The organism is Bowdeniella massiliensis, assembly GCF_023634005.1.
Taxonomy (GTDB): domain Bacteria; phylum Actinomycetota; class Actinomycetes; order Actinomycetales; family Actinomycetaceae; genus Bowdeniella; species Bowdeniella massiliensis.
Window position 1 is genome coordinate 18,347 of record NZ_JALIQR010000009.1, and the last position, 22,578, is coordinate 40,924.

Below are 22,578 nucleotides of genomic sequence, written 5' to 3' on the forward strand. Positions count from 1 at the left end.
ACAATATCGCCGTTTTGGCGATCCAGCGTAGTGTGGCGGTATGACCGAAACGCACGTGCCAGAGAAGTTGAAAGCGCCCGTTCTTGGCGCCGTCATCACCGTCTCCGACCGCTGTTCGCGCGGTGAAGCCGAGGACCGCTCCGGCCCGCTCGCTCTCGCCCGCCTCGCCGAGTTTGGCGTCGAGGTGGCGCATCCCGTCGTCGTTCCCGACGACATTGACTACATCCGCTCCGCGCTGCAAGAGGCGCTGGATGCGGGAGCCCGCGTCATCGTCACGACGGGTGGCACGGGTATCACGCCGCGCGATAACACCCCAGAGGCGACCGAGCCCTTCATTGCGCTGAGCCTCGATGGCCTCGCCCAACAGATCCGGCTCGCGGGGTTAGCCGCGACGCCGCTCGCGACGCTTTCCCGCGGGTTCGTCGGCGTGAGCGCACGCGGGGATCGCGGCGCGCTCATCGTGAACGCGCCCGGCTCCACCGGCGGCGTGGAAGACGCACTGGCGATTATCGGCCCGCTCATTGGCCACATTCTGGGGCAGCTTTCGGGTCGCACGCACGAGGTGGAGAGCGCCAATGAGTGAGGCATCGAAACGGGACTTCGAGGCGATCGATGCCGCCGATATTACCGACCGCGCCATCGCGTGGACGGTCATCTCCGCAGCGTTTGCCACCACCTTGAACCAGCAGACGCTCAGCGCCCTGCGCGATCCCCATCAGCTCGCCGAATGGCCGCTGAAAGGCCCGCACTTCGAGGCCGCCTGCCACGAGCTCGGGATGAGCGCGGCGCTCGCCGCCACGGACGAAACCGAATCCGAGCTGCGCCTCGCCCACCAACACATGATGAGCGGACCGGGCCCGGTCGACCCGTCGCCGTGGGAGTCGGTCCATCGCTCGCGCGAGGGGCTCGTCTTCGACGAGGAGACGAGTCAGGTACGGGCCGCCTACCGCGAGTTCGGCCTGCAATCCAAGCTGCTCATGAAGGTTCCCGAGGACCACGTCGCGATCGAAGCGGAATTCCTCGCCTACCTCCTGTCCGAGGCGCTCGATCGCATCGATCGCGGTGAGAGTGCGCAGCGCTTCTTGGCGGCTTACGACGCCTTTTTGACAGAGCACGCCGGCCAGTGGCTCCCGCGATATTTCACGCGGTTTAGCGAGACCGCCACGACGCACTACCACCGCGGCATCGCTGGCCTCGGAGCGCAGACGATCGCCGCCGCCGCACTATGAGCGGGCCGTTGGCCTCGCTGGCGCGCTGGGCGGGCGAACTCGCCGAGATCACGCACGTCTGGTTCGTCGACGAATCGGCGCTGCAGACACCGCCAACGCGCGCGGAGCAGCCGCGTGCTGACGTGATCGTCGTGGCAATTCCCGGCGGGCCGGATGAGATCGATGAGCGCACCTGGCTCGAACTACTGGCGACGCCGCACCTTCGGATCGTCCTCACCCACGACGTCGAGCTCCCTTCGCTCATCGCTGAGATTTGCTCGGCGTGGGAGCCCGCAACGGCGCCGCAGGTTGTTGCGCCCGATGAGCCTGGGCGTTCGCTGCGTTCGCGGCTGCGCTCGCGCGGGAGCGTTGAGGTGCTCGATGCACGCGCGATGCCGCGCTCGCGGCGTTCTCTGCTGCGAGTCGCAGCCACCGATGAGACCCCGCACGCCCGCAGCACGGCCGAGCTCGTGGAGCAGATCTGGCAGCTGCGGAGCCGCGAGGGGGATGTGCCCTCCCCCGCGCTGGACCTGGCCGCCACCGGCTGCATCGCCTGCGGCACCTGCGTGAAGGCCTGCCCGACCCAGGTCCTCGCTCTTCAACCTCCGCGGGCGCCCGCGCACCCGCGCGCGCACGAGGAAGCTGCTCGCCTCGACCTCACCTACGACGCGCGCGGCTGCATCGGTTGCGGCACGTGTATCTCGCTGTGCCCCGTCGCAGCGCTCTCAAGCACCGGCACCCTCGCGTGGAATGCGATCTTTACTCGCGAGCACCACGCCACTTCCGAGGAGGGCTCGGAGAGCGAGGTCAAGGTCCTCGAAGAATTGACGCTGAGCCGGTGTGCTCGCTGCGGCGCCACGTTTGCCGGCGCCGGTGAATTCTGCCCGGCCTGCCAGGCCCGCATGAATAACCCCTTTGGGTGCTCGCTGCCGCCCGCCTCCTGGCTCGATCGCGGTTAGGCCCGATCTATTCACAGGGCTAATTGGGGCGCAGGTCCTCGGGGGTGTCGATATCGCGCGTGAGCTCGGCGGGTAGGTCGACGACGGCGATATCCAGCGCGGAAATAAACTTCCATACCGGTGCACCCGCAAGCTCGCTCGGCTCCCACTCCTCGATGCGGCGCCACAGCGCCGCGATGCGGTAGACGCCGAGGAGGTACTGCTCGCGCCCGGCGGTATCGCGCCCGATCGCGCAGTCGTGCCTGCTCGGCTCACTCGTGAGTGCGGAGCGGAGGATAGGCAGCGCTCGACCGGCGGCCGGCGCGTCGCACGTCAGGATCGCGACGAGGTCATCATCCAGCGTCGCGGGCACCGCCGTCGCGAGCTGAGCGAGTCCCGCAGCAATGCCCGCGACCGGCCCACCAAAGGGCGGCTCCTCCAGGGTGCGCGCGACGCCGTCCGGCACCGCGACGGTCTCGGGCGCGACGACGACGATTCGGCCGGTGACGGCCTCGCCGAGCGAGTCGAGGACGTGGTCGAGTAGGCGTCGCCCGCGGTAGTTGACGTCGGGTTTGGACACGCCCCCGAGCCGGCGGGCAGTGCCGCCGCCGAGAATGATGGCGTGCAGCCGCGCCCTAGACACTGGCGATCACTCGCTTTCGCCGGGGCGCACCCAATCGCCCGAGCGACCGCCGGATTTGCGCGTCACGCGGCAGTTGGTGATCGCGGCGGAGCGGTCAACGCCCTTGACCATGTCGACGATCGCGAGCGCCGCCACCGTCACTGCCGTGAGAGCCTCCATCTCCACGCCCGTGCGGTCGGCCGTGCGCACCGTCGCGGTCACGAGGACGCGATCCTCGGCGAGTTCGACGCCGACCTCGCAGCCGTGCACCCCAATCGTGTGGGCGAGCGGCAGCAGCTCGGGCACCCGCTTGGCGGCAGCGATCCCGGCGATCCGGGCGACGGCGAGGACGTCGCCCTTGGGCACGCGCCCCTCGCGCAACGCAGCTAGCACCTCGGGCGAGGCGGTCACCTCTCCCACGGCGCTCGCTTCGCGAACCGTCGGCTGCTTGGCGGTGACGTCGACCATGTAGGCCGCGCCCACGTCGTTCAGATGCGTGAATTTCATAGCTCGATGACCTCCAACACGTCCCACGGCCCGACGTCGTCCGTCTCCTCCGGCACGATCGCCAGCGCGTTGGCCTTGTGCAGCGAGGCGACGAGGTGCGAGCCGGAGCCGAGGCGATGCGTGGGGATGATCGTTGGAAGGTCGCCGGGGCGCTCGGCCTCACTGAGCCGCACGGGCGCGAGCTGGCGCCGGCCGGGCGGGGACTTCCAGCCGAGGCTCGTCGTTGCCATCCGCCGCGGATGAATCGCGACGGCGTCCGCCATCGGCTGGCCCGCGAGCAGCGCGAGGACGGGACGGGCGAACATGTGGAAGGAGACGAACACCGAGACGGGGTTGCCGGGCAGGCACAGCATCGGCACGCTGCGGCCGCCCTCGGCCTCGATGAGGCCGTGCCCCTGCGGCTTGCCGGGCTGCATCGCAACCTTGGAGAACGTGATTCCCGCGCCGGAGGTGGCTTCCTTCACGACGTCATAGGCGCCGGCCGAGACGCCGCCCGTCGTGATGACGAGGTCCGCGCCCGCCGCGGCCTGGCGCAGCGCCGCGAGGAGTTCGGCCGGGGTGTCCCCGGTGCGGGCGACCTCGGCAATCTCGCAGTCCGCTTCGCGCAGCAGGCCCTGTACGAGCGTCGTGTTCGAGTCCGGGATGTGCCCGGGCGCCGGCTCCTCGCCAGGTTCGGCGAGTTCCTCGCCCGTCGCGAGGACGGCCACGCGCGGCCGCCGGTAGACCTCGAGTTCGCCGTATCCGACGGAGACGAGTGAGGACAGCGCGGCCGCCGAGAGCTTTGTCCCGGCCGCAACGATCTGGGCGCCGAGCGCCACGTCGTCGCCCGCGTTGCGCACGTGGCGGCGGGCGGCAACGGGCTCGTAGACCTCGATCTCGGCCGGCAGCTCGTGCGGGCCGGCGGGAATGTTTGTAAGTTCGACGGGTACGACGGCGTCCGCCCCATCGGGCAGCATCGCGCCCGTCATGATGCGCTGCGCCGTGCCGGGCGTGACCCGCTCGCGCGGCGCCGCGCCCGCGGGAATGTCGGCGGTTACGGCCAGGCGCACCGGCTGGTCCGCGCTCGCCTGTGCGACGTCGGCGGCGATGACGGCGAAACCGTCCATCGCGGAGTTAGTAAACGGCGGCACCGCGAGCTTCGCGGCGCAATCGTGCGCGAGCACGAGCCCGTGGCACTGCGCGATCGGCAACGTCACTGTGGCCAGCGGCCGCGCCCCCGCCAGCACCTGGCTGAGGTGGTCCTCAATCGTGATCATGTCGGCCTTCTCCTAGATCGTCATCGGGCATCGCGGGCTGGTCGTCCGCCAAAATCTGTGCGGCCCGCGCCCGCTCCGCGCTCTCGCGGCGCACCGCGGCCACGTACTCCACCGTATTCCACCTCGCGGCGGCGACGTCGGCGATGAGGATTCGGCCGAGCAGCGGCTCGCCGAAGCCCGCGATGAGCTTGATCGCCTCGGTTGCCATGGCGCTGCCGGCCTGGCCGCACGCGGCCCCCAGCACGCCGACCTCGGCCGAGGACGGCGTCGAGCCCGCGGGCGGCGCCGCCGGATACAGGTCGCGCAGGCTACAGGCGGGAACGCCCGCGGGCGGCGCGGACCAAAACGCCCCCACCTGGAACGTCGTCGCCACAATGGTGCCCCACACGAGTGGCACCCCCGCCGCCGCGCACGCATCGGCCACCAAAAACTTGGTGTCGAAGGTATCGGAGCATTCCAGCACGAGGTCGTGGTCCGCCACCTCAGCCGCCACATCGGCCGCGGTGACAAATCCTCGCTCGCGCACCTCAACGTCGGCGTTGAGCCCGCGAATCCGCGCGGCCGCCGACGCCGTCTTGGCCGTCCCTACCCCCGCGCGCGAGTGCACGATTTGGCGCTGCAGGTTCGTTGCCTCCACGGCGTCCGCGTCGGCGATCGTGATGTGCCCGATGCCCGCCGCCGCGAGGTAGAGCAGCACCGGCGAGCCGAGCCCACCCGCCCCGACGACGAGCACGCGCGCCGCGAGCAGCCGCTCCTGGCCCTCCTCCCCCAGCCCCGGCACGAGCCGCGTGCGCAGGTATCGCTCGCTCTGATCGCGCGTGAGGGGGACGCGCGGGCGTTTCAGCGGTACGGTGATGTTCATTCGTTCCCTTCAACTCCCGGAGCTCCATCGTATGTCCGCTCGCGTCGTTTCCGCTGTCGTGACCGAGTCGGCGATCGACGTCGCCGCGCTCGAAGCCGCCACCACCCGCCCCGCAGCCGGCGCCATCGTCACCTTCCGCGGCGCCGTTCGAAATCACGACGATGGCCGCGCGGTCGACGCCATCGAGTATTCCGCCCACCCGAGCGCTAGTCAGATCATCCGCGACGTCGCCTGCGATATGTCCGACGCCTTTGACGTCCACGCGCTTTCCGTCGTCCACCGCATCGGCGCGCTCACCGTCGGCGATGACGCGCTCGTCGCGGTCGTTGCCGCATCTCACCGCAAGGAAGCCTTCGCCTGCCTCACTGCTCTCGTCGACGAGGTCAAGGCGCGCCTGCCGATATGGAAACTCCAGAAGTTCTCCGACGGCACCGACGAGTGGTCGAACTGCCCCTAGGTACCCGCGATTCACGATGTCCATCTTCAAATGTCCAGTTTGTGACGGAGCATCGTGGGCCCCCATCATCGTAGACTCCCCCGAGGATGCCACCGAAGAGTCCCTCGGTTCAAAGGAAAAGTTCTGGCTAGAGAACAAACAGCTGCTCTTTAAATTCGCCAGAGACGATCCCCCTGGCGACGTACGTGGTGAAGATTGGGCTGAGTGTGTCGTTCACGCAGTTGCACGCGCCCTAGCGATTCCGTCTGCATGTGTTGCCCTCGGCCGGTGCCGCAATCAGCGGGGCGTTGTGGTCAAAACGGTGCTTGGGCCGGCCGAAACTCTGAAGCACGGCAACGAGATCATGGAAGAGTTCCTTAAAGACTTCGATGCGAACCTTGAGCGCGCTAACCCGCAGTACACCGTTGACAACGTCGCCGCAGCGCTTCACTCCTACGATGCGAGCCCGACCTTACCCGAATGGAACGCTCTAGATCAGTTCATGGCTTACCTAGTTCTCGATGCGCTCGTCGCAGGAACCGACAGACATCTTCAAAACTGGGGCATCATTGTGCGTACGGAGGGTACACCGACGATGGCGCCGACCTTCGACCATGGAAATGCCCTGGGTTTCTCGGAGCCTCCTCACCGGATTGCGCAGCTGCTCTCAGATTCGAGAGTGGCTTCCTCCTGGGTTAAAAAGGGCGGAAATCGCTACTTCAATGGGAAGCCCCGCCTCGTTGATCTTGCGAGGGAAGCGTACTTTCACGCTTCTGGCCTTGCCCAAGACGCGATCGTCGATCGGTTAAAAGCCATGGACTTGCACTCCATCGCAAACACGATGTCCGGGGTCCCTGCCGATGTAATGTCAGATGAACAGCGTATGTTTGCCAGAGTCGTGTTGGAGCTGAACCAGAGGAGGTTGTTGGATGCACTCAGCACCTAGGATTGATGAGCGGCCAGAAGTCTCCACCGAAGCGACCTCACTGCGGCTCATTTGGAAACATCCAGAAACCCGTCGCTACCACGAGATCGGCAAGTTCAGTGCCCTCGTTGATGGAAGCTACGTGTTCGAATACAACAAGGACGTCGCCGAGGTACCCGATTTTACTGAATTCGGTCCATTTCCAAATCGTGAACAGCCGTATGTTTCCAAACGTTTGCCGGCGTTTTTTGCGAACCGAGTGATGTCCCAGCGGCGTCCTTCCTTCGATGAATACATCGGATGGCTTGGATTGAACAAGGATGCCGCCCCAGTCGAGATACTCGCGCGCACCGGAGGCGGTCGCGCGACCGACACTTTCCATCTCGTCGAAGATTACGACCGCTCAGCCGACATGGTCGAGTTCCGGTTTTTTGTCTCAGGTATCCGCCACCGCTCCTCACTTGAGATCTCATCTCTTAATGTCGGCGCTCCCCTTGAGATTCAAGAAGAGCCCGACAACGTCGTCAATCCCCGAGCGCTCCTGCTGACCTCTGATGGCAGTGCCTTGGGGTGGATTCCTGATTGGCTAGTTAACGATGTCCACGAGCTGCGCGACAGCGGAGAGGTGAAAATCTCCGTCGATCGCATCAACGAAGACGCCCCTGCCCGCCTCCAGTTGATGTGCAAACTTAAGTGGACTCGCCGCTAGCCGCCCGCGAACGGCGGCAGCACATCGATCGCCTGAGCCGTGCCAACAAGGACCGCGCGATCGGTCGTCACGACGCCGTCGACGACGAAGGACGAGACCGCTAATACCTTGGCGAGCCGGTCATTTCCCAATCCGAGGCGCGCGGCGAGATCGGCGAGCGATTCGCCCTCGGTCACGGCGATGACGGCCTCGTGGGTGCCGGCGGCTTGCGCCGCGCCCGCGAAATAGCGGATACGCAGGTCCCTCATGTACTCCTCCTAGCCGCCAATGGCGGACATGGTGCGGCCCGGCTGGATGAAGCGCGGGTCGTCGATATCGTGGCCGGCCTTCTTGCCTGCCATCGCGCCCGCCCAAATCTCGGCGAGCTCAAGGTCGGTTGCGCCCTCGCGCATCGGCGTGCGCAGGTCGGTTTCGGTGCGCGAGAACAAGCAGGTGCGCATCTGGCCGTCGGCGGTGAGCCGGGTGCGGTCGCACGCACCGCAAAACGGCTGCGAGACCGAGGCGATGACGCCGACGGTGCCCGCAGGATGGTCCGCGCCCGCCGCGACCTGCCAGACCGCTGCCGGCGCGCTGCCCTGCGGCGCGGGCTCTTGGGACAGCTCGAAGCGCTGCGATAGCCGCCGCAGAATCTCGGCGGCGTCGACCATCTGCGTGCGATCCCACGTGTGCGGCGGACCGAGCGGCATCTGCTCGATGAAGCGCAGGTGATAGCCGTTGACGAGGCAAAAGTGCAGCAGCGGTGCCGCGTCGTCCTCGTTCACACCGCGCATCAAGACGGTGTTGACCTTGATCGGGGTGAGCCCCGCGGCCCGCGCCCCCTTAAGGCCCTTGATCACGTCGTGGAAGCGGTCGCGGCGTGCGAGCTTGGCGTAGCGCTGCGGATCGAGCGTATCGAGCGAAACATTGGCGCGCGTCAGCCCCGCGGCCTTCAGCGACGCCGCCCGCTTATCGAGCCCCAGCCCGTTGGTCGTGATCGATAGCTCGGGCGCCCTACCGTGGCGGGTCGTCAGCACCGCCGCCCGCTCGATGATCGTCTCCAGGCCGCGCCGCAGCAGCGGCTCGCCGCCGGTAAATCGCACCTCGTCGATGCCGAGAATCTCGACGGCGATGCGGATGAGCCGTGAGACTTCCGCATCGGTGAGCGTCACATCGGTCGGCAACCAGTCCAGCCCCTCGGCCGGCATGCAGTACGTGCACCGCAGGTTGCACCGGTCCGTCAGCGAGACGCGCAAATCGCGCGCGATCCGGCCGTAGGCATCGCGCAGGATGGGACGGCCGTCCGCGCCGCGCGGCACAGCAGTGGTCGCCGCGGCTCCGGCCGATTTTTCCCGACGAGTTCTGGACATATCGTCCACCCTATGACGAGCGAGGCGAGTTGGCGAAAAGGCATCACTGTCAGCTAACGCACGTCGACGCAGAAAAACTCGCGCGGTATCGTGGCCCGCGATGACTGATATTGGACTCGCCGGTGCCATCGTTGGCGGCATCGCTACGCTGCTCAGCCCCTGCGCCGCCATGTTGCTGCCCGGATTCTTCGCCTACGCCTTTGCCTCGCGCACCAACCTGCTGGCAAAGACGGGCGTGTTCTATCTGGGCCTACTCACGACCCTCGTACCGCTCGGCGCCGTCGCCGGGGGCCTCGGCCGTCTCCTCGTGACCTACCGCCACTTACTCATCATCGGCAGCGCCGTCCTCGTCATCGCGCTCGGAATCCTCATGGCGCTCGGCGTCACCTTCCGCCTGCCCGGCGCCGCCATGGCCGACCGCGCCGGCACGTCCGAGTCCGCCCGCGCCGACCGCAATCCCGCCGGCTGGATCGCCGTCTACGTCATGGGCGCGACCTACGGCGTGGCCGGCGGCTGCTCCGGGCCGATTCTCGGCTCCGTGCTAGCCCTCGCGGGCCTTGGCGGATCGGCCGCCTACGGCGCCCTCGTGCTCGCCGTCTACGCCCTCGGCATGCTCGTGCCGCTCGTCATCCTCGCCGCCCTGTGGGACCGCTTCAAGATCGGTGAACGCGGCTGGCTGCGCCCCCGCCCCCTTCACCTCGGCCCCATCAAGACGACTATCGCCTCCTTCGTCGGCGGGCTACTGTTCATCGCGATCGGCGTCCTGCTGCTGGTAACGAACGGCACCCAGAACCTCGGCGGCCTGCTCTCGCCCGATCAGCAGGTCGGCATCGAATCCTCCGTCACCAACGCGACGCGCGGCATTCCCGACGTCTTCGTCCTGCTCGGCATTGCGATCCTGCTCGTGATTGGCGCGCTCATCTGGGCGGTCAAACGCGAGAAGTCGCGCGCGTCATCCGAGCACGTCGGATAAGTTATTCGCCCTATCCGCGGCGGCGGCGCTCGTCGTCAATACGGTCCATCTCCGGCGGGACGCTTGCACGTCGTTCCATCACCTTGATCGCGATGAACAGCGCCACCCACGCGATGCCCGCGACGGCGGCCCACCAAAACAGGCCCTTGTACCAAAAGGAGGCTACGGCAAGCACGAGGAAGGCGACGGCCGTCGCGAGCTGGGCAACAGCAATCGAGACGAGCGCCGGATTGCTATCGGGATTCATGTTGGTTGTCTCCAAAGCTCGTGGCGAACGTACCGCCGGTTCGCGCAAGTTCCTCGTGAAAAGCATAGGCCCAGGCGCGGTAGGGGTTGACTGAGAGCCGGTCGTTGGAAAAGCGCGCGTCCTCGGTGAGCTCATGCGTGCAAAAACTCGGGATGACGAGATCGACGACGGGGCCGCCACGCTCGACCTCGGCAATGATGAGCGGCGCGTTCGCGCCCGTGAACTGGTCGATCACCCAGCCGTCCTCCCCGAGCCAGGCGCTGTAGCGCAGTTTGGCGACTTTCGCGCCGCCGCGGCGCACCATTTCCAGGCCGACGCTGACGTCGAGTTCCCGCTCCGCCTCATAGCGGGTGCCGCCGACGTAGGGGCCCTTGGCCGTCAGGCCGCAGAAGTCGACGTCGTCCGCAATCATCTCGAGCACGGCATCGGCACCGTCGGCGGGCGTCGGCAGCCGGGAGGGGTTGGTGGCCTGGGCACGCACGCGCACGGCGTAGCCGTCGGAGGCCAAGAGATAGGACTGCACCATGACGCTCGGGCGCTGGGAGGAGGTGATGGCTTCGGGAAGCTCGGCGACAAAGAACCGTCGTTCGAACTCAAAATCGCCGAAGTTTTCGTGGTCCATCCCACTAGCGTAGCCGTCCCAATGGCGGAACGGGCTGCTCGCGCGCGGGCGCGAGTGTCACAATAGCGCTCATGCATGCCGATCTTTCGCCCGCTGCCATCTCCGCTGCTGCCGAGCGGCTCGGCACGACGATTCGGCGCACCCCGCTGGAGATGTCGCTGCGGCTCTCGGGCGATCTGCACACGCCCGTCTACCTCAAGCGCGAAGACCTACAGATGGGCCGCTCCTATAAAGTGCGCGGCGCCTACACGCTGATCTCCTCGCTCAACGATGCGGACCGCGCCCACGGGGTGGCGTGCGCATCGGCGGGCAATCACGCGCAGGGCGTGGCGTTCGCGTGCCGGCAGCTACGCATCAAGGGCCACGTCTTCCTTCCGACGACGACGCCGCGCCAAAAGCGCGATCGTATCCAGGACATTGGCGGGCCGTGGGTGGAGCAGGTCATCACGGGAGTGACGTTCGACCAGTCCTCGGAGGCCGCGCAGCGGTACGCCGCTGAGTCCGGCGCGATCTACGTGCCGCCCTTTGACGATCCGGGAACGATCGCTGGCCAGGGCACCGTCGCGAAGGAACTGCTGGAGCAGGCGGGCGAGAAGGTCGGAACGATCATCGTGCCGATCGGCGGCGGCGGCCTGATTTCCGGCATCGCGCTGTGGGCAAAACACGTCGACCCCTCGATTCGCGTCATCGGGGTCGAGCCCGCCGGCGCCGCCTCCATGCAGGCAGCGCTGCGCTCTGGCGGGCCCGTCGCGCTCGAGCAGGTCGACCCGTTCGTCGACGGCACCGCGGTGGGCAAGGTCGGCCAGTACACCTTCGAGGTCGTGCGTGAGCTCGTCGACGACATCGTCTCCGTGCCCGCGGGCGCCGTCTGCACCGAAATGCTCGACCTGTACCAAACCGAGGGCATCATCGCCGAGCCCGCCGGCGCGCTCGCCTCGGCCGCGGCGCGGCGCTACATCCCGGGACTCGGGCGTACCTCCAAGGCAACCGACGCGATCGTCTGCATCGTCTCCGGCGGCAATAACGACGTCTCCCGCTATGCCGACGTCCTGGAGCGTTCGCTCATCCACGAGGGCGTGCGCCACTACTTCCTCGTCACCTTCCCCCAGCAGCCCGGCGCCCTGCGGCATTTCCTCGACGATACGCTCGGCCCCGACGATGACATCGTGCTGTTTGAATACACGAAGAAGACGAATCGTGAGACGGGGCCCGCGCTCGTCGGCATCGATCTCGCCGGACCCGAGGCGCTACCCGCATTACTCGACCGAATGGCGGCCTCTCCCCTTGCGATTGAGAAGATCTCACCCGACTCGCCGGTTTTCGGTTTCGTCCTGTAGTAGCGTGCCCTTGTGAGATCTGAGTTACAGGTGCGCCCGATGACCGTTGCGGACGCGGCGGCCGTCGCCCGCATTCACGTCGCGTCCTGGCAGCATGCCTACCGAGGTCTCATCCCCTCCCGAGTGCTCGATTCGCTCTCCATCGCGGACCGCACCGCCAAGTTCACCCGCAGCATCCGCAAGGGCGGCCCGGTGCGCTATTTCGTCGCCGAAGACGGCGGCACCATCATTGGGTTTGCGGCCGTCGGGCCATGCCGCGACGAGGATTCCTCAACGGACGACTCGGAGCTCGCGGCGCTCTACGTCCACCCGCTGCACCTGCGGGCCGGCGCGGGCCGCGTGCTGCTGGCCAAGGCGAAGGAGGCCGCCAAACAGATGGGCTGCAAGCGCATGATCCTGTGGGTGCTGAAGGACAATGCGAGCGCGCGGGCGTTCTACAAGCGCTGCGGGATGAAGCAGGAAGCGACCCGGGGGACCCAGACCATCGCAGGCACCGACTACGTCAAGATGAAGTACTCCGCGCGGCTCTAATCGGCGAGGAGACCGCGGACGTCCTCGGGGGTGAGGCTGCCGGCGCCGAAGTCCGAGCCGTCGCCGATCACGTCGTCAAAGAGGCGGCGCTTGCGCTCCTGTAGGGCGAGGACTTTTTCCTCGATCGTGTCCGCCGCGACGAGGCGGTAGACGTTGACCGGGCGGGTTTGGCCGATGCGGTGGGTGCGGTCGACGGCCTGTTCTTCCACGGCGGGGTTCCACCAGGGGTCCATGAGGAAGACGTAATCGGCCTCGGTGAGGTTGAGCCCGAAGCCACCGGCCTTCAGCGAGATGAGGAAGACGGGAATGTCGCCGGTGCGGAAGCGCTCGATGACGTCGGCGCGGCGCCGGGTGGCGCCGTCGAGGTAGCAGTACTCGATTCCGGCGGCCTCGAGTTCCTGGCGGACGAGCGCGAGGTAGGTCGTGAATTGGGAGAAGACGAGCGCGCGGTGGCCCTCGGCGGAGATTTCTAGCAGGTTGCGAATCAGGGTGGCGGTTTTGGCCGATGCTGCCGAGGGGTGCTCGCTCGTGGCGAGGGCCGGTGGGCGCTGCGGGCCGCCGTCCTCGGGCTCGGCGTCGCGGGGGCCGAGGCGCACGTCGAGGGCGAGGCGACGCAAAATGGTGAGCGAACGCAAGATGGCGACGCGGTTCTTGTCCGCGTCTTCGAGCAGGCCGAGGACGCGCTGACGTTCGATCTGCAGCTGCTCGTCGTAGCGGCGGCGGTGCGCGCTCGTGAGTTCGATGGCGAGGATCTGGTCCTGCTTCTCGGGTAGTTCGGAGGCGACGTCGCGCTTCGTGCGGCGCAGCAGGAAGGGCGCGATGAGGCGGCGCAGCTGCGCGCGGCGATCGCTTGGGTCGGGCTCCGTGGCGGCGGCGGAGCTCGCTTCGGCGGCGGCGGTTGCGTCGGCGTTTTCGATTGGTTTTTTAAAGCGGCGCTGAAACTGCTTGAGCGTGCCGAGCAGGCCGGGCGCGGTGAGCGCAAACATCGCCCACAGATCGGTGAGCGAGTTTTCTAGCGGCGTGCCGGTGACGGCGATGACGACGTCGGAGGGGATATCGCGCAGCGCGCGGAACGTCTTCGAGCTCGGGTTTTTGACGAACTGGGCTTCGTCGATGATGAGTGCGGAAAAGCCCAGCGCGGCGAGCTCGTCGGCATCGATGCGGGCGATCGCGTAGCTCGTGACGAGGATATCGGCGCCGGCCGCGAGATCGGCGAGGTCGTGGCCCGCGGCGGCGGCCGAGCGCGTGATCGGCACGACGGAGAGGTCCGGCGTGAAGCGCGCGGCCTGTTCAACCCAGCCGCCGACGACGGAGGTGGGGGCGACGACGAGGGCGGGGCGCGGCAGGCGCCGGTCGGCCTTGGCGATCGCGATCGTGGTGAGGAGTTGGAGCGTTTTGCCGAGGCCCATGTCATCGGCGAGGACGCCGCCGAGGCCGGAGGTCCACAGGTGGTTCGCCCAGGCGACGCCGCGCTGCTGGTAGTCCCGCAGCTCGGCGTTAACGGTTGCGGGAACGGCGGCGGCCTCGGGGGCGTCGCCCAAGGCGAGGGCGGTCAGCGAGCGGAGGCGATCGACCCAGTCGCGGGTCTTGGCGTCGCCGATATCGCCGATCGCGTCCAGGGCTTCGGCCGCCGCCACGTCGTAGCTGGAGACGGAAAGCTCGCCGCGGCCGGTTTCGGTGCGAGTGTGCAGCGAACGGGCGGATTCGATGAGCGTGCGCAGTGGGTCGAGGCTCGGGTGGGCGAGGTCGATCCAGCGGCCGGAGGCGAGGTGGAGCTTTTCCGCGCCGGCCGCGAGCGCCGAGAACAGCGCTTCGAAGGGGACGCGCTCGCCGGCGACGGTGACGTCCACGTCCAGATCGAGCCAGCCGGAGGCGCCAGTGGGTGCGGCGGCGCCAGCGGTCGGAGCGGGTGCGGTGGCGGCGCTGATGGCGACGTGCGGGGTAGAGGCCTGCTCGTCGGGCACGGCGATCGCGATCTCGCCGAGGTCGATATCGCGCTGGTCGCCCAGCCAAGCGAGGAGCTCACCGGCGGCGAGGCGGACGTCGTCGACGCCAACAATGCGCCGGTGCCAGGTGCCGTCCTCGGTGCGGTCCTCGGCGGTGGGCAGGAGGCGGCCGAGGGCGGCGGGTGCGGCCGCGCGCAGGGCGCGCAGGAGGTGGCCGCCGAGCTCGGCGGTGACGTCGTCATCGCGGAAAAAGGCAGAAAGTGGCGCCGCGGGGGCGTCGATATCAAGCTCGCGTGCGCTGTGATCGACGAGGGCGAAGGTGAGCGCGACGGTGGGTCGCGCGCCCGCGATTGACTGGGCGGAGGCCGCAAGGCGGGGACGCGTTGCTTCCGGCAGCGCGGCGGAATCATCGGAGGAGACGACGTCGACGTGCAGCGCCAGGCGCGGCAGTTCCCGCGCGAAGAACGCCGTCTTGCCGGCGAGCGGAATGCGGCGGCGGCCGGCGGCGGCGAGGCGAGTGACGTCCTCGATGCTCGGGCGCGGCAGCCTCACGAGTTTGGCGCCGCCCTGGCCGACGACGAGGGCACCGTGCATCGGCGAGCCAAGCGGCAGCAGTCTGCCGGCCGGGGGTGGCAGGCTCGCGGCGCCCGTCGGCGGCTGCAACAGGACGCTGACGTCGAGGCCGTCCTCGCGCTCTCGAATGTCGACGGCGGGCGCGTAGGCGTCATCGAGCAGGGCGATGGTCTTCGTGCCGAGGCCGAAACCGGGCACGAAGACGACGCCCGCGTCCCGCGCGGCTGCGAGCGCCGGCCAGATGCGTGGCCCGAGGGTATCGAGTTGGACGCGGCGCGAGCCGTAGGCGTAGACCTGCCGGCGCGCGAGGAGGAAGACCTGGTAGAGGTCGAAGATCGCGTCCGATTGGTCCGTCGTCGCCCACCGCACGCCCGCCGGATCGGTGAACGCCTCCCAGCTATTGCCGGAGGCGATCCACTTGTTTTCGCCCGTGCGGCGCACCGGTCGGACCTCGACGTGGTCATCGGGCGTGAGGGAGAATTCCAGGCCCACCCGGGAGGACGGTGCATCCGCCGGCCGAGCGCTTACCGGCTCGGGTTCGCGCGCGGGCTCAGTCGCGCGCGAGGAGCCCTGCTGTGTGTCGGAGGACTGCGCCGCGGCCGGCGAGTCGTCCTCGGCCGCCGCGATAATCGCCGCCAGGGCGTGGACGCATGGCTCGTCGGCGCGGTTGGCGCCATCGCAACTGCAGTGTGAGGAGAGCGTCTGGCCGTCGTAGCTGACGCGAATGTTCTCCACCCCGCGGCTGGTCAGCGGACGGATCGTCGCGATGATCGTTTCGCCTTGCTCCGAGACGACGAGCATCCGCACGCGGTCCTCGGTTGCCAGGACGCGCGCACGCTCGAGCAGGTCCTCGTCGGCGATCAGATGATAGGAATCGGCCGCGAAGTCACGTGCCCAGCTGGCGCGGGCGGCCCCGATTCTCATCCCTTAAGGATAAGCCGACGAGGATCGACCTTGCGTTCCTCATCTCAGGTGGGGGCGTCGGAAATCTCACGTGTGTCGCAGGCGCCCTCATCCCCCGCTAACGCTGAAACCTGCGATGAACGCGATACACACGCCCGCAAGAATGATCGGCGACAGGGCGAAGACGATAAGCCAGCCGAGTGCGAAGCGCCGCCAGCCATTGACGAACAATAACGCGATCGGGGGCGCGAGGACGGCCAAGAAGAAGGTGAGAGACCCGGGGTTCTGACCGGAAAAGAACACGTAGACCATGAGGGTGGTCCAGATCAAACCGGCGAGGATTCCCCAGCCGGGGCCATGGCTGACGCGCTGGAGGAAGGTGCGCTTTTCAGGTTCGCCGTACGGCCGGTTCGGATCGTAGCCGGGTGCGACGCCGGTGTGCTGGAAGGGGTTAGTGCCGCCGGGGACCGGGGCGCCCGGCACGGCCGGCTGGTCGGGCCGATTCGGCTGGTTAGGCGGGGTCGGCTGATTGGGTGAATATGGCTGGTTCGAGGTCTCCTCCGGCACAATCGGCGAGAACGGTTCACCCGGTTGCTTCGAACCCAAGGGGTCGCCAGTCCCCGGGCGGTAGCGGTCATCGCTGCTGGCGCCTTGCCCGCCCTGCGGGGTTGGGCTGCCGAACTGGGAGAAGTCAGGCTGGCGGTGTTGCTCGTCGTCGCCAGAGGGGCTGCGCCACGGGTTATCAGTCATGATCTAGCTCCGAAATAAGTCGAGCAGGGTGGTGTCGGTGAAGAAAAGCACGATGCCGACGATGGCAGCGATGGCGAGGGCGGCCAGGTAGCCGATGACGAGGCGGGTGTCTCGCAGGTAGCACTTGGAGCGCAGTAGGCCCGCGCGGCGGGCACGGATATAGGCGGCAAGACCGAAGGCGGCGAAGACGAGCAGGGCGAAGGGGCCCGCGAGCCAACCGAGCAGCGCGACCGTGGCGTAGATGCATAGCCGTAGCGGGTCGAAGGGTTCGTCCTTGCGCATCGCGGCGATTTCTTCGTGCCACGGCGGGGTGGTGTTCGCTGTCATGAATCCTCCCGGAACCTCGGGGCGCCGAGCGCGACGGGCACGCGCTCGCTGGACGCCGCCGTCGCGCGCGCGTTCGTCGCCGTGGAGAGCCGTGAATCGGAGAGCGGGCCCCACGCCTGGACGGCGCAAAACGGCGCGCATTGGTGGGCGTCGGCCGGAGATTTGGTACCGACGTGGACGCAACACTGGGTGAGGCGTTCTTCGAGCATCGTGGAGATGTCCATGAAGGGTTTGACGGTAATGCGCACGACGCGGTCGGTGAGCAGGGCGCGCATGCGTTCGCGGCCGCCGGGCAGGCGTCCCGCGGCGAGGGTGGCCAGGGTAGAGATGCCGAGGTCGCACGCGGTGCAAACATCGCGCCACGCGCTCGTGAGGTTGGGGTGCGTCAGGGAGTTTTGCTCGGAGAGCAGATCGAGCAGCGAGTTTTTCACCGTTTCGCGCAGTTGCTTCGGGATCTCGGCGTCGGCGATGCGGTTGGCGAGGAGTTCGGGCTCGAGATCGAGCCAGGCTTTGAGCTGATCGTGGCCCATGATCTCGGTGAGGGAGCGCCACACGCCGGCATCGTCTTTCAGGAGGTAGCCGACCGATGCGCAGTGGGGGTGGGAGCACGGCAGCGCGGTCAGATCGCGCCAGGTCACCCGACCCCCGGTTTGTGGGCCGAGGCGGGCGAGCACGCCGGTGTGGGTGAGGCGGTTCATCGGATCGATGCCCGCCGAACGGCCCGAACCGAAAACGGGTTGGATCGCCACTCCCCCGATGTAGGGGGTATCGAGGGCGCGATTGACGACGTGTCCGATCTCGTCGTCATTGATGCCGAGCGCTGCCGTCATCGTGAGGGTCACGAAGATGCCGGCGCCGGTGAGGCGCTCGATTGCTCGGTCCTTCATCGCGCGCAGATCGCCGCCGCGGTGATGGCGGGAGGCGTGTTCGGACTCGCCGTCGTATTGCAGGTAGACCTCGACGCGCTCGCGGTGACGCGCAAGCAGATCCAGGAGTTCGTCGTCGCGCGAGAGTGTCAACCCGTTGGTGTTGACCATGATGCGCGTGATCGGTCGCGCGGTGACTTCCTCGAGGAGCTCGGCAAGCTCCGGGTAGAGCGTGGGTTCGCCGCCGGAGAGCATGAGGACATCGAGGTGGCCGCGCTCGCGCGAGAGCCGGGTGTCGATGTTGGCGAGGACTTCGGCGAGCGGCGCGACGGCCGCGAGCTGCGGTGAGGAGGAGGCGAAGCACGTCGGACATTTGAGGTTGCAGTGATCGGTGATGTCCTGCAGGAGGATGCACGTGTGCTGCGAGTGGACCTCAGGCAAACCGTAGGCGAAGGCCTCCGGAACGGGCCGAAAGTTGCCGGGCTCGTCGGGCATGTGGATCTTGGTCGGTGCGGTCCACTCTTCTAGATACGACAGGATCTCGGGATTCTCGTCATACATTGTGCGGATCCAGCCATGGCGGCGGCAGGCTCGCTCCAGCCAGACGGTATCGTCGCGCACCGAAAGCCAGCCCGAGAGTCGCTCGACATCGGCCAGGGGCCGGCTGGGATCCTCGTCGTGGCAGGTGGGGCAAAAGGAGTTGACGTAGCGATGGATGCGGTCGCCGCGCAGCGGCATCCCGGTCCCCTCCTGCTTCTGCCCACCAAAGGTGTTGCGCGTCATACCTGGAGCCTACCGGAGCGCTCGCGCCGGGTCGTCTACGGTGCTGCCGCGGCGCAGCGAGTCGTAGCGGCCGTGGCGGTAGCCATACCCAATACGCGCGAAGATCAGCGGAATCGTCGCAGCCAGGACCAGTTGGGGCCGGGTGAGGCCAGCGAAGACGACCTCATTGCCGCGGACGAATTCGACGCCGAATCGGAAGAGCGCATAGGCCGCGATATATAGGACGAACATTTCGCCCGGGGCGTTCAGGCGCTTACGCAGGTACCACCACAACACGGCGAACGCGGCGGCGTGGAAGAGGATTTCGTAGACGAAGGAGGGGTGCAGTGCCACGCCGGCCGGCGCTCCCAGGCGGCTAGCGGTCTCGGGGTCGAGGGTTAGTCCAATCCCGCATACGCCGTTGGTAGCGTGACAGGTGGCACCCAGCGCGCATGCCGGGCACGGCGTTCCGGGGTTCTCTGTCAACAGGCAGGCGATGCGACCGACGGCCATGCCGGCAGCGACGGCCGGGGCGTACAGGTCGCCGGTGCGTTCGCGATAGCCGGTCAGGCGTTTGGCGATGTGTACGCCGAGCCATGCTCCGAACAGCCCGCCAATGATGGAGCGGTTTCCGTAAGCCCACTGCTCGGCGAGGGTCGCGTTCTCTCGCAGGTCGGTACTTTGCAGCCAGGTCCCAAGGCGCATAAAGATCCCGGCTCCGAGCAGCGCTCCGAGCACGGTATAGAGGACGGCATCGGAGGTCTGGCCCCGACGTCTGGCCTCCCACCAAAAGACGATTCCAGCGACGAGGACGCCAACGCCGACGAAAAAGGCGTGGGTGTCGATCGGCAGCGTGATGCCGAACAAGTCGCCGAGAGTGGGGAACATGGTTTGAGTCTGCCATGGCGTGATCTCGAAAGTTGAAACACGACACAGGCACGTCACTTGTCAAGCCACGCGCGCCCGAGACCGCCGAAGAGCAAAAAACGCGCAAATCCGCCATAAGGGCCGCACACTAGCTCGATGTTTGCATACAAACTTGAGTTCACGGAAATTGTTACCTCTCACGGGTGACCAAAATCCCGAAATGGTGACACAATTAATATGTCCTGCAATGTCGCACGGACGGTGCGGCTGACTGAAACCAGCCGCAAGCTGTGCGATGCACACACGTAATTCGGGTGGAATAACATGCGTTTCAGGCGATTTTGGGGAGCGCGAACGCGCTCGCCAAACCCTGAGCCGAAGCGGAAGGGTCTGGCAATTGCCACGACCGCCGCGCTCGTCTTGGGGTTGAACTTCTCCCTGTCGGCCGGAGTGCTGGCAGATGATGAGACGGCGGATAACGCCGATCCCGTCGTGGCAACTGAGGTAGTCGGGGAAGCTACCACAGAGGCCGTGGCGGACGAAGCAACCGAGGAAACCCCCGCTCCTGAGGTGGAAGCACCGAAGGAAGCGACTCCGGCTCCAGCCCCTGAAGAATCCGACAAGGACGCCGTCGAAACTGGCACGGCTCCAACCGAAGCGGAAGCTTCGACGCCCGAGGCCCCCGCGACCGAACCCGAAGCCGAAGAGGCCGAAGAGACGGTCGAGGTCCTGGCCGACGCGCAGTGTCAGGTCGTCGAACACAACCAGTGGGCGAACCTTGCTGGTGCGTGGCAAAACGGCAACCTGAACGGCAACAACTCGGCATACGCCGAGGGCGATTGGGTGCCGCGCCGCGCAATTGTCGATATCCAGACCCCGGGCGAGCCCGCGACGGTGGTCGTCCAGATCGACAAGATTGTCAACGGCAAGTATGCCTTCGACGCCCTTCGCGTGGACTCCGGGGCGACGATTATCGGCATTCAGGATAACGGCGCCACGATCAACTACACCCTGCAGTTCGCTGCCGATACTGCCGGGCCACACACGATTCTGTTCTCTACCCACGTTGCTAGCGAGCTCGACTACGGACCCGGCATGGGGGCGGGCAGCATCAACGGCTCGCCCTACCACACGCGGATCATTGAGCTGTCGTGCGGCAACGTGGGCCAGCAGGACCGTTCGATGAAGTCCGACGCGGTCAAGGCCGGCAACATCACCATCGTGAAGAAGGCCGATCCGGCGGATGGGACGAAGTTCAACTTCACTCTCACCTCGCCCTACGCCTCCACCTCGGACATCCACCTGGCCGATGGCGAGTCGGTGACCTACCGGGTCGGCGTTGGCACGGCAGCGGTCACGGAGAACGTTCCGGCTGGCTGGGAGCTGTACGACGTGAGCTGTGTCGGCGGCGCCGGCGCAACCTACAGCGGCAGCACCGCCACGGTGCCGGTTGCTGACGGCGATAACTGGGTCTGCACCTTCACCAACATGCTTCCGAAGTACGAGGACCTCGTCGTCACCAAGACGGCAACGGCTTCCTACATCGCGAAGTTCAACTGGGGCATCGAAAAGATGGCCGAGCCCGCAAGCGCGATCGTCATGCCCGGCGGTAGCGCCCTGATCGCCTACACCGTCAAGGTCAGCGAGCTGGGCATCGACTACTCGGCGGCGCAGGTCACCGGCCAGATTTCGATCGAGAACCTTAATGGTGTTGCGATCGAGATCGTCGATGTCACCGATGTCGTCGATAACGGCGGCACCTGTACACTCACCGCACCAACCTCGGTGCCAGCACTGTCGACGGTGAGCGTGAACTACACGTGCACCTACCCCGATGGCGAGATCCCGGCCGATGGCACGAACACCGCGACAGTGTCCTACAAGCCGCTGTACGGCATGTCGGACTCCCCGGCGGTTGCCACCGCACCGGTGCTCTTCACCGAGGCGACGGTCAGCGAGATCGACAAGACTGTCACGATCAAGGACAACAAGTTCACCTTCGATCCGGAATGGACGCTGACCTACGGCGATGCGGACAACGTCTACGAAAAGACCTACGAGGTCAACGTGCCCGCACCGGAAGGCGCGGAGGACGGCCGCTGCTACAAGGTCGTCAACGTCGCATCCGTGTGGGGTGACCTGCCGGATAATCCGATCGTCGAGGACGATGCGACAGTCGAAATTTGCGTCGAGGCTGACCTGACCGGCATCAAGTCGCTCAGCCCCAGCCTGACTCGCACCTACGACTGGGACATCGAAAAGACCCTCGTTGAGGACTCCGTTGTCATTGACCCGGAAACGGGCAAGGGCACCGCGGACTACTCGATCGTCGTGACGCCCGGCGAGTTCACCGACTCCGACTTCGCCCTGACCGGCTGGATTCGCGTGACCAACCCGAACGACTGGACGGTCGACTACAAGGTGTCTGACACCTTCGTTGGTGCCGATGGCGAAACCTACACCTGCACCATCGAAGGAGAACCCTTCCAAGAGGGCTCCCTCGGCAAGGGCGGTTTCACCGAGTTCGAGTACTCCTGTGATCTGCCCGCAGACTTCGTAGGCGCCGCAGGCGACAAGAACACCGTCACCGTCGAGTGGGGCGATGGCAAGTCCACCACCTCCGAGTTCGCGGTTGACTGGTGGGAAGACCTCAACACCGACATCACCGAAGTGCACAAGGAGATCGTCGTCAAGGATTACTTCAATGGTGCAGACGACGGTGTAATCGTTCACCCCGACGCCACCCTGCAGTGGCGCGACGGTGAGCCCTACACCTTCACCTACACCGGCGAATTCCAGATCGATCCGGGCACGTGCGAGGTCGTGACCAACTACGTCGAGATTGGCGGAACCGACTGGAACGACATGACCGAAAACGAGTGGTGTCTCGCCGCTCCGGAAAAGCCCGGCAAGCCGCCGGTCAAGCCGACTCCGAAGCCCGAGATGCCCGTGACCGGTGAGGATTCCGGACTTTTGGCGATGCTCGCTCTCATGAGCATCCTTGGCGGAGCCGTAGGTATTGCGGCCACCCGTAAACGGCACGCATAGCGTGTAGGCGATGCCGG

23 protein-coding genes are annotated in these 22,578 nt (G+C 66.7%); 10 read left to right on the top strand and 13 right to left on the bottom strand.

Annotated features, from left to right (window positions below; all coding sequences use genetic code 11):
* The first annotated feature begins 40 nt into the window (after window positions 1–40).
* Genes MUN85_RS07400 through MUN85_RS07410 form a run of 3 tightly spaced genes read left to right on the top strand, consistent with a single transcriptional unit; the run spans window position 41 to window position 2,167 of the window.
* Window positions 41–583, top strand: a complete 543-nt coding sequence (locus tag MUN85_RS07400) for a MogA/MoaB family molybdenum cofactor biosynthesis protein (protein WP_250506096.1) — start codon at window positions 41–43, stop codon at window positions 581–583.
* Window positions 576–1,229: a TorD/DmsD family molecular chaperone gene (locus MUN85_RS07405; protein ID WP_250506097.1), complete on the top strand. Its 654-nt coding sequence runs from the start codon at window positions 576–578 to the stop codon at window positions 1,227–1,229. The genes MUN85_RS07400 and MUN85_RS07405 overlap by 8 nt, the downstream gene beginning before the upstream one ends.
* On the top strand, window positions 1,226–2,167 hold the full coding sequence (locus MUN85_RS07410) for a 4Fe-4S dicluster domain-containing protein (RefSeq protein ID WP_250506098.1): 942 nt from the start codon (window positions 1,226–1,228) through the stop codon (window positions 2,165–2,167). Before MUN85_RS07405 ends, MUN85_RS07410 begins: the two co-directional genes overlap by 4 nt.
* Window positions 2,168–2,186: 19 nt before the next feature.
* On the opposite strand, the gene mobA is transcribed toward MUN85_RS07410, so the two are convergent.
* Genes mobA through MUN85_RS07430 form a run of 4 tightly spaced genes read right to left on the bottom strand, consistent with a single transcriptional unit; the run spans window position 2,187 to window position 5,393 of the window.
* Window positions 2,187–2,789, bottom strand: coding sequence for a molybdenum cofactor guanylyltransferase (gene mobA / locus MUN85_RS07415; protein ID WP_250506102.1), 603 nt, complete (start codon window positions 2,787–2,789; stop codon window positions 2,187–2,189).
* A gap of 6 nt (window positions 2,790–2,795) precedes the next feature.
* Complete coding sequence (gene moaC, locus MUN85_RS07420; RefSeq protein ID WP_250506107.1) at window positions 2,796–3,275, bottom strand: cyclic pyranopterin monophosphate synthase MoaC; 480 nt, start codon at window positions 3,273–3,275, stop codon at window positions 2,796–2,798.
* Complete coding sequence (locus MUN85_RS07425) at window positions 3,272–4,531, bottom strand: molybdopterin molybdotransferase MoeA (RefSeq protein ID WP_250506109.1); 1,260 nt, start codon at window positions 4,529–4,531, stop codon at window positions 3,272–3,274. The genes moaC and MUN85_RS07425 overlap by 4 nt, the downstream gene beginning before the upstream one ends.
* Window positions 4,518–5,393 carry a HesA/MoeB/ThiF family protein gene (locus MUN85_RS07430; RefSeq protein ID WP_092565788.1) on the bottom strand — a complete coding sequence of 292 codons (876 nt, stop codon included), beginning with the start codon at window positions 5,391–5,393 and terminating at the stop codon, window positions 4,518–4,520. The genes MUN85_RS07425 and MUN85_RS07430 overlap by 14 nt, the downstream gene beginning before the upstream one ends.
* A gap of 31 nt (window positions 5,394–5,424) precedes the next feature.
* On the opposite strand from MUN85_RS07430, the gene MUN85_RS07435 reads away from it, so the two are divergent.
* The 3 genes from MUN85_RS07435 to MUN85_RS07445 are packed head-to-tail and all read left to right on the top strand — an operon-like array spanning window position 5,425 to window position 7,463.
* Complete coding sequence (locus MUN85_RS07435) at window positions 5,425–5,850, top strand: molybdenum cofactor biosynthesis protein MoaE (RefSeq protein WP_250506116.1); 426 nt, start codon at window positions 5,425–5,427, stop codon at window positions 5,848–5,850.
* 16 nt (window positions 5,851–5,866) lie between these two features.
* Window positions 5,867–6,775 (top strand): HipA domain-containing protein, encoded by a 909-nt coding sequence (locus MUN85_RS07440; protein ID WP_143027419.1) that lies wholly within the window; start codon window positions 5,867–5,869, stop codon window positions 6,773–6,775.
* Window positions 6,759–7,463, top strand: a complete 705-nt coding sequence (locus tag MUN85_RS07445; RefSeq protein WP_250506117.1) for an HIRAN domain-containing protein — start codon at window positions 6,759–6,761, stop codon at window positions 7,461–7,463. The genes MUN85_RS07440 and MUN85_RS07445 overlap by 17 nt, the downstream gene beginning before the upstream one ends.
* On the opposite strand, the gene MUN85_RS07450 is transcribed toward MUN85_RS07445, so the two are convergent.
* Both MUN85_RS07450 and moaA read right to left on the bottom strand, forming a co-directional pair.
* Entirely contained in the window at window positions 7,460–7,711 is a 252-nt protein-coding gene (locus MUN85_RS07450; RefSeq protein WP_092565780.1) for a MoaD/ThiS family protein, read from the bottom strand. The genes MUN85_RS07445 and MUN85_RS07450 overlap by 4 nt on opposite strands.
* Before the next feature lie 9 nt (window positions 7,712–7,720).
* Complete coding sequence (gene moaA / locus MUN85_RS07455) at window positions 7,721–8,809, bottom strand: GTP 3',8-cyclase MoaA (RefSeq protein WP_250506123.1); 1,089 nt, start codon at window positions 8,807–8,809, stop codon at window positions 7,721–7,723.
* A gap of 100 nt (window positions 8,810–8,909) precedes the next feature.
* Between moaA and MUN85_RS07460 the strand changes: the two genes are divergently transcribed.
* Window positions 8,910–9,782 carry a cytochrome c biogenesis CcdA family protein gene (locus MUN85_RS07460; RefSeq protein WP_250506125.1) on the top strand — a complete coding sequence of 291 codons (873 nt, stop codon included), beginning with the start codon at window positions 8,910–8,912 and terminating at the stop codon, window positions 9,780–9,782.
* A 10-nt stretch (window positions 9,783–9,792) separates the two neighbouring features.
* Here MUN85_RS07460 and MUN85_RS07465 read toward each other — a convergent pair whose 3' ends face one another.
* Together MUN85_RS07465 and MUN85_RS07470 are read right to left on the bottom strand one after the other, a co-directional pair.
* Entirely contained in the window at window positions 9,793–10,029 is a 237-nt protein-coding gene (locus tag MUN85_RS07465) for a hypothetical protein (RefSeq protein ID WP_250506126.1), read from the bottom strand.
* Window positions 10,016–10,651: a CYTH domain-containing protein gene (locus MUN85_RS07470; protein WP_250506127.1), complete on the bottom strand. Its 636-nt coding sequence runs from the start codon at window positions 10,649–10,651 to the stop codon at window positions 10,016–10,018. The genes MUN85_RS07465 and MUN85_RS07470 overlap by 14 nt, the downstream gene beginning before the upstream one ends.
* Window positions 10,652–10,722: 71 nt before the next feature.
* On the opposite strand from MUN85_RS07470, the gene ilvA reads away from it, so the two are divergent.
* Window positions 10,723–11,988: a threonine ammonia-lyase IlvA gene (gene ilvA / locus MUN85_RS07475; protein ID WP_250506128.1), complete on the top strand. Its 1,266-nt coding sequence runs from the start codon at window positions 10,723–10,725 to the stop codon at window positions 11,986–11,988.
* A gap of 30 nt (window positions 11,989–12,018) precedes the next feature.
* Complete coding sequence (locus tag MUN85_RS07480) at window positions 12,019–12,519, top strand: GNAT family N-acetyltransferase (protein ID WP_348647965.1); 501 nt, start codon at window positions 12,019–12,021, stop codon at window positions 12,517–12,519.
* On the opposite strand, the gene MUN85_RS07485 is transcribed toward MUN85_RS07480, so the two are convergent.
* From MUN85_RS07485 to MUN85_RS07505, 5 genes are all read right to left on the bottom strand, one after another.
* Window positions 12,516–15,962, bottom strand: coding sequence for a DEAD/DEAH box helicase (locus MUN85_RS07485; RefSeq protein ID WP_250506130.1), 3,447 nt, complete (start codon window positions 15,960–15,962; stop codon window positions 12,516–12,518). The two genes, MUN85_RS07480 and MUN85_RS07485, sit on opposite strands and share 4 nt — an antisense overlap.
* Before the next feature lie 87 nt (window positions 15,963–16,049).
* Window positions 16,050–16,691: a DUF4199 domain-containing protein gene (locus MUN85_RS07490; protein ID WP_250506131.1), complete on the bottom strand. Its 642-nt coding sequence runs from the start codon at window positions 16,689–16,691 to the stop codon at window positions 16,050–16,052.
* A gap of 3 nt (window positions 16,692–16,694) precedes the next feature.
* On the bottom strand, window positions 16,695–17,018 hold the full coding sequence (locus MUN85_RS07495; RefSeq protein WP_250506132.1) for a hypothetical protein: 324 nt from the start codon (window positions 17,016–17,018) through the stop codon (window positions 16,695–16,697).
* Window positions 17,015–18,667, bottom strand: a complete 1,653-nt coding sequence (locus MUN85_RS07500) for a radical SAM protein (protein ID WP_250506133.1) — start codon at window positions 18,665–18,667, stop codon at window positions 17,015–17,017. The genes MUN85_RS07495 and MUN85_RS07500 overlap by 4 nt, the downstream gene beginning before the upstream one ends.
* A gap of 9 nt (window positions 18,668–18,676) precedes the next feature.
* On the bottom strand, window positions 18,677–19,534 hold the full coding sequence (locus tag MUN85_RS07505) for a prolipoprotein diacylglyceryl transferase (protein ID WP_250506134.1): 858 nt from the start codon (window positions 19,532–19,534) through the stop codon (window positions 18,677–18,679).
* Between the two features lie 303 nt (window positions 19,535–19,837).
* Between MUN85_RS07505 and MUN85_RS07510 the strand changes: the two genes are divergently transcribed.
* Complete coding sequence (locus tag MUN85_RS07510; RefSeq protein ID WP_250506135.1) at window positions 19,838–22,561, top strand: prealbumin-like fold domain-containing protein; 2,724 nt, start codon at window positions 19,838–19,840, stop codon at window positions 22,559–22,561.
* Window positions 22,562–22,578 lie beyond the last annotated feature (17 nt).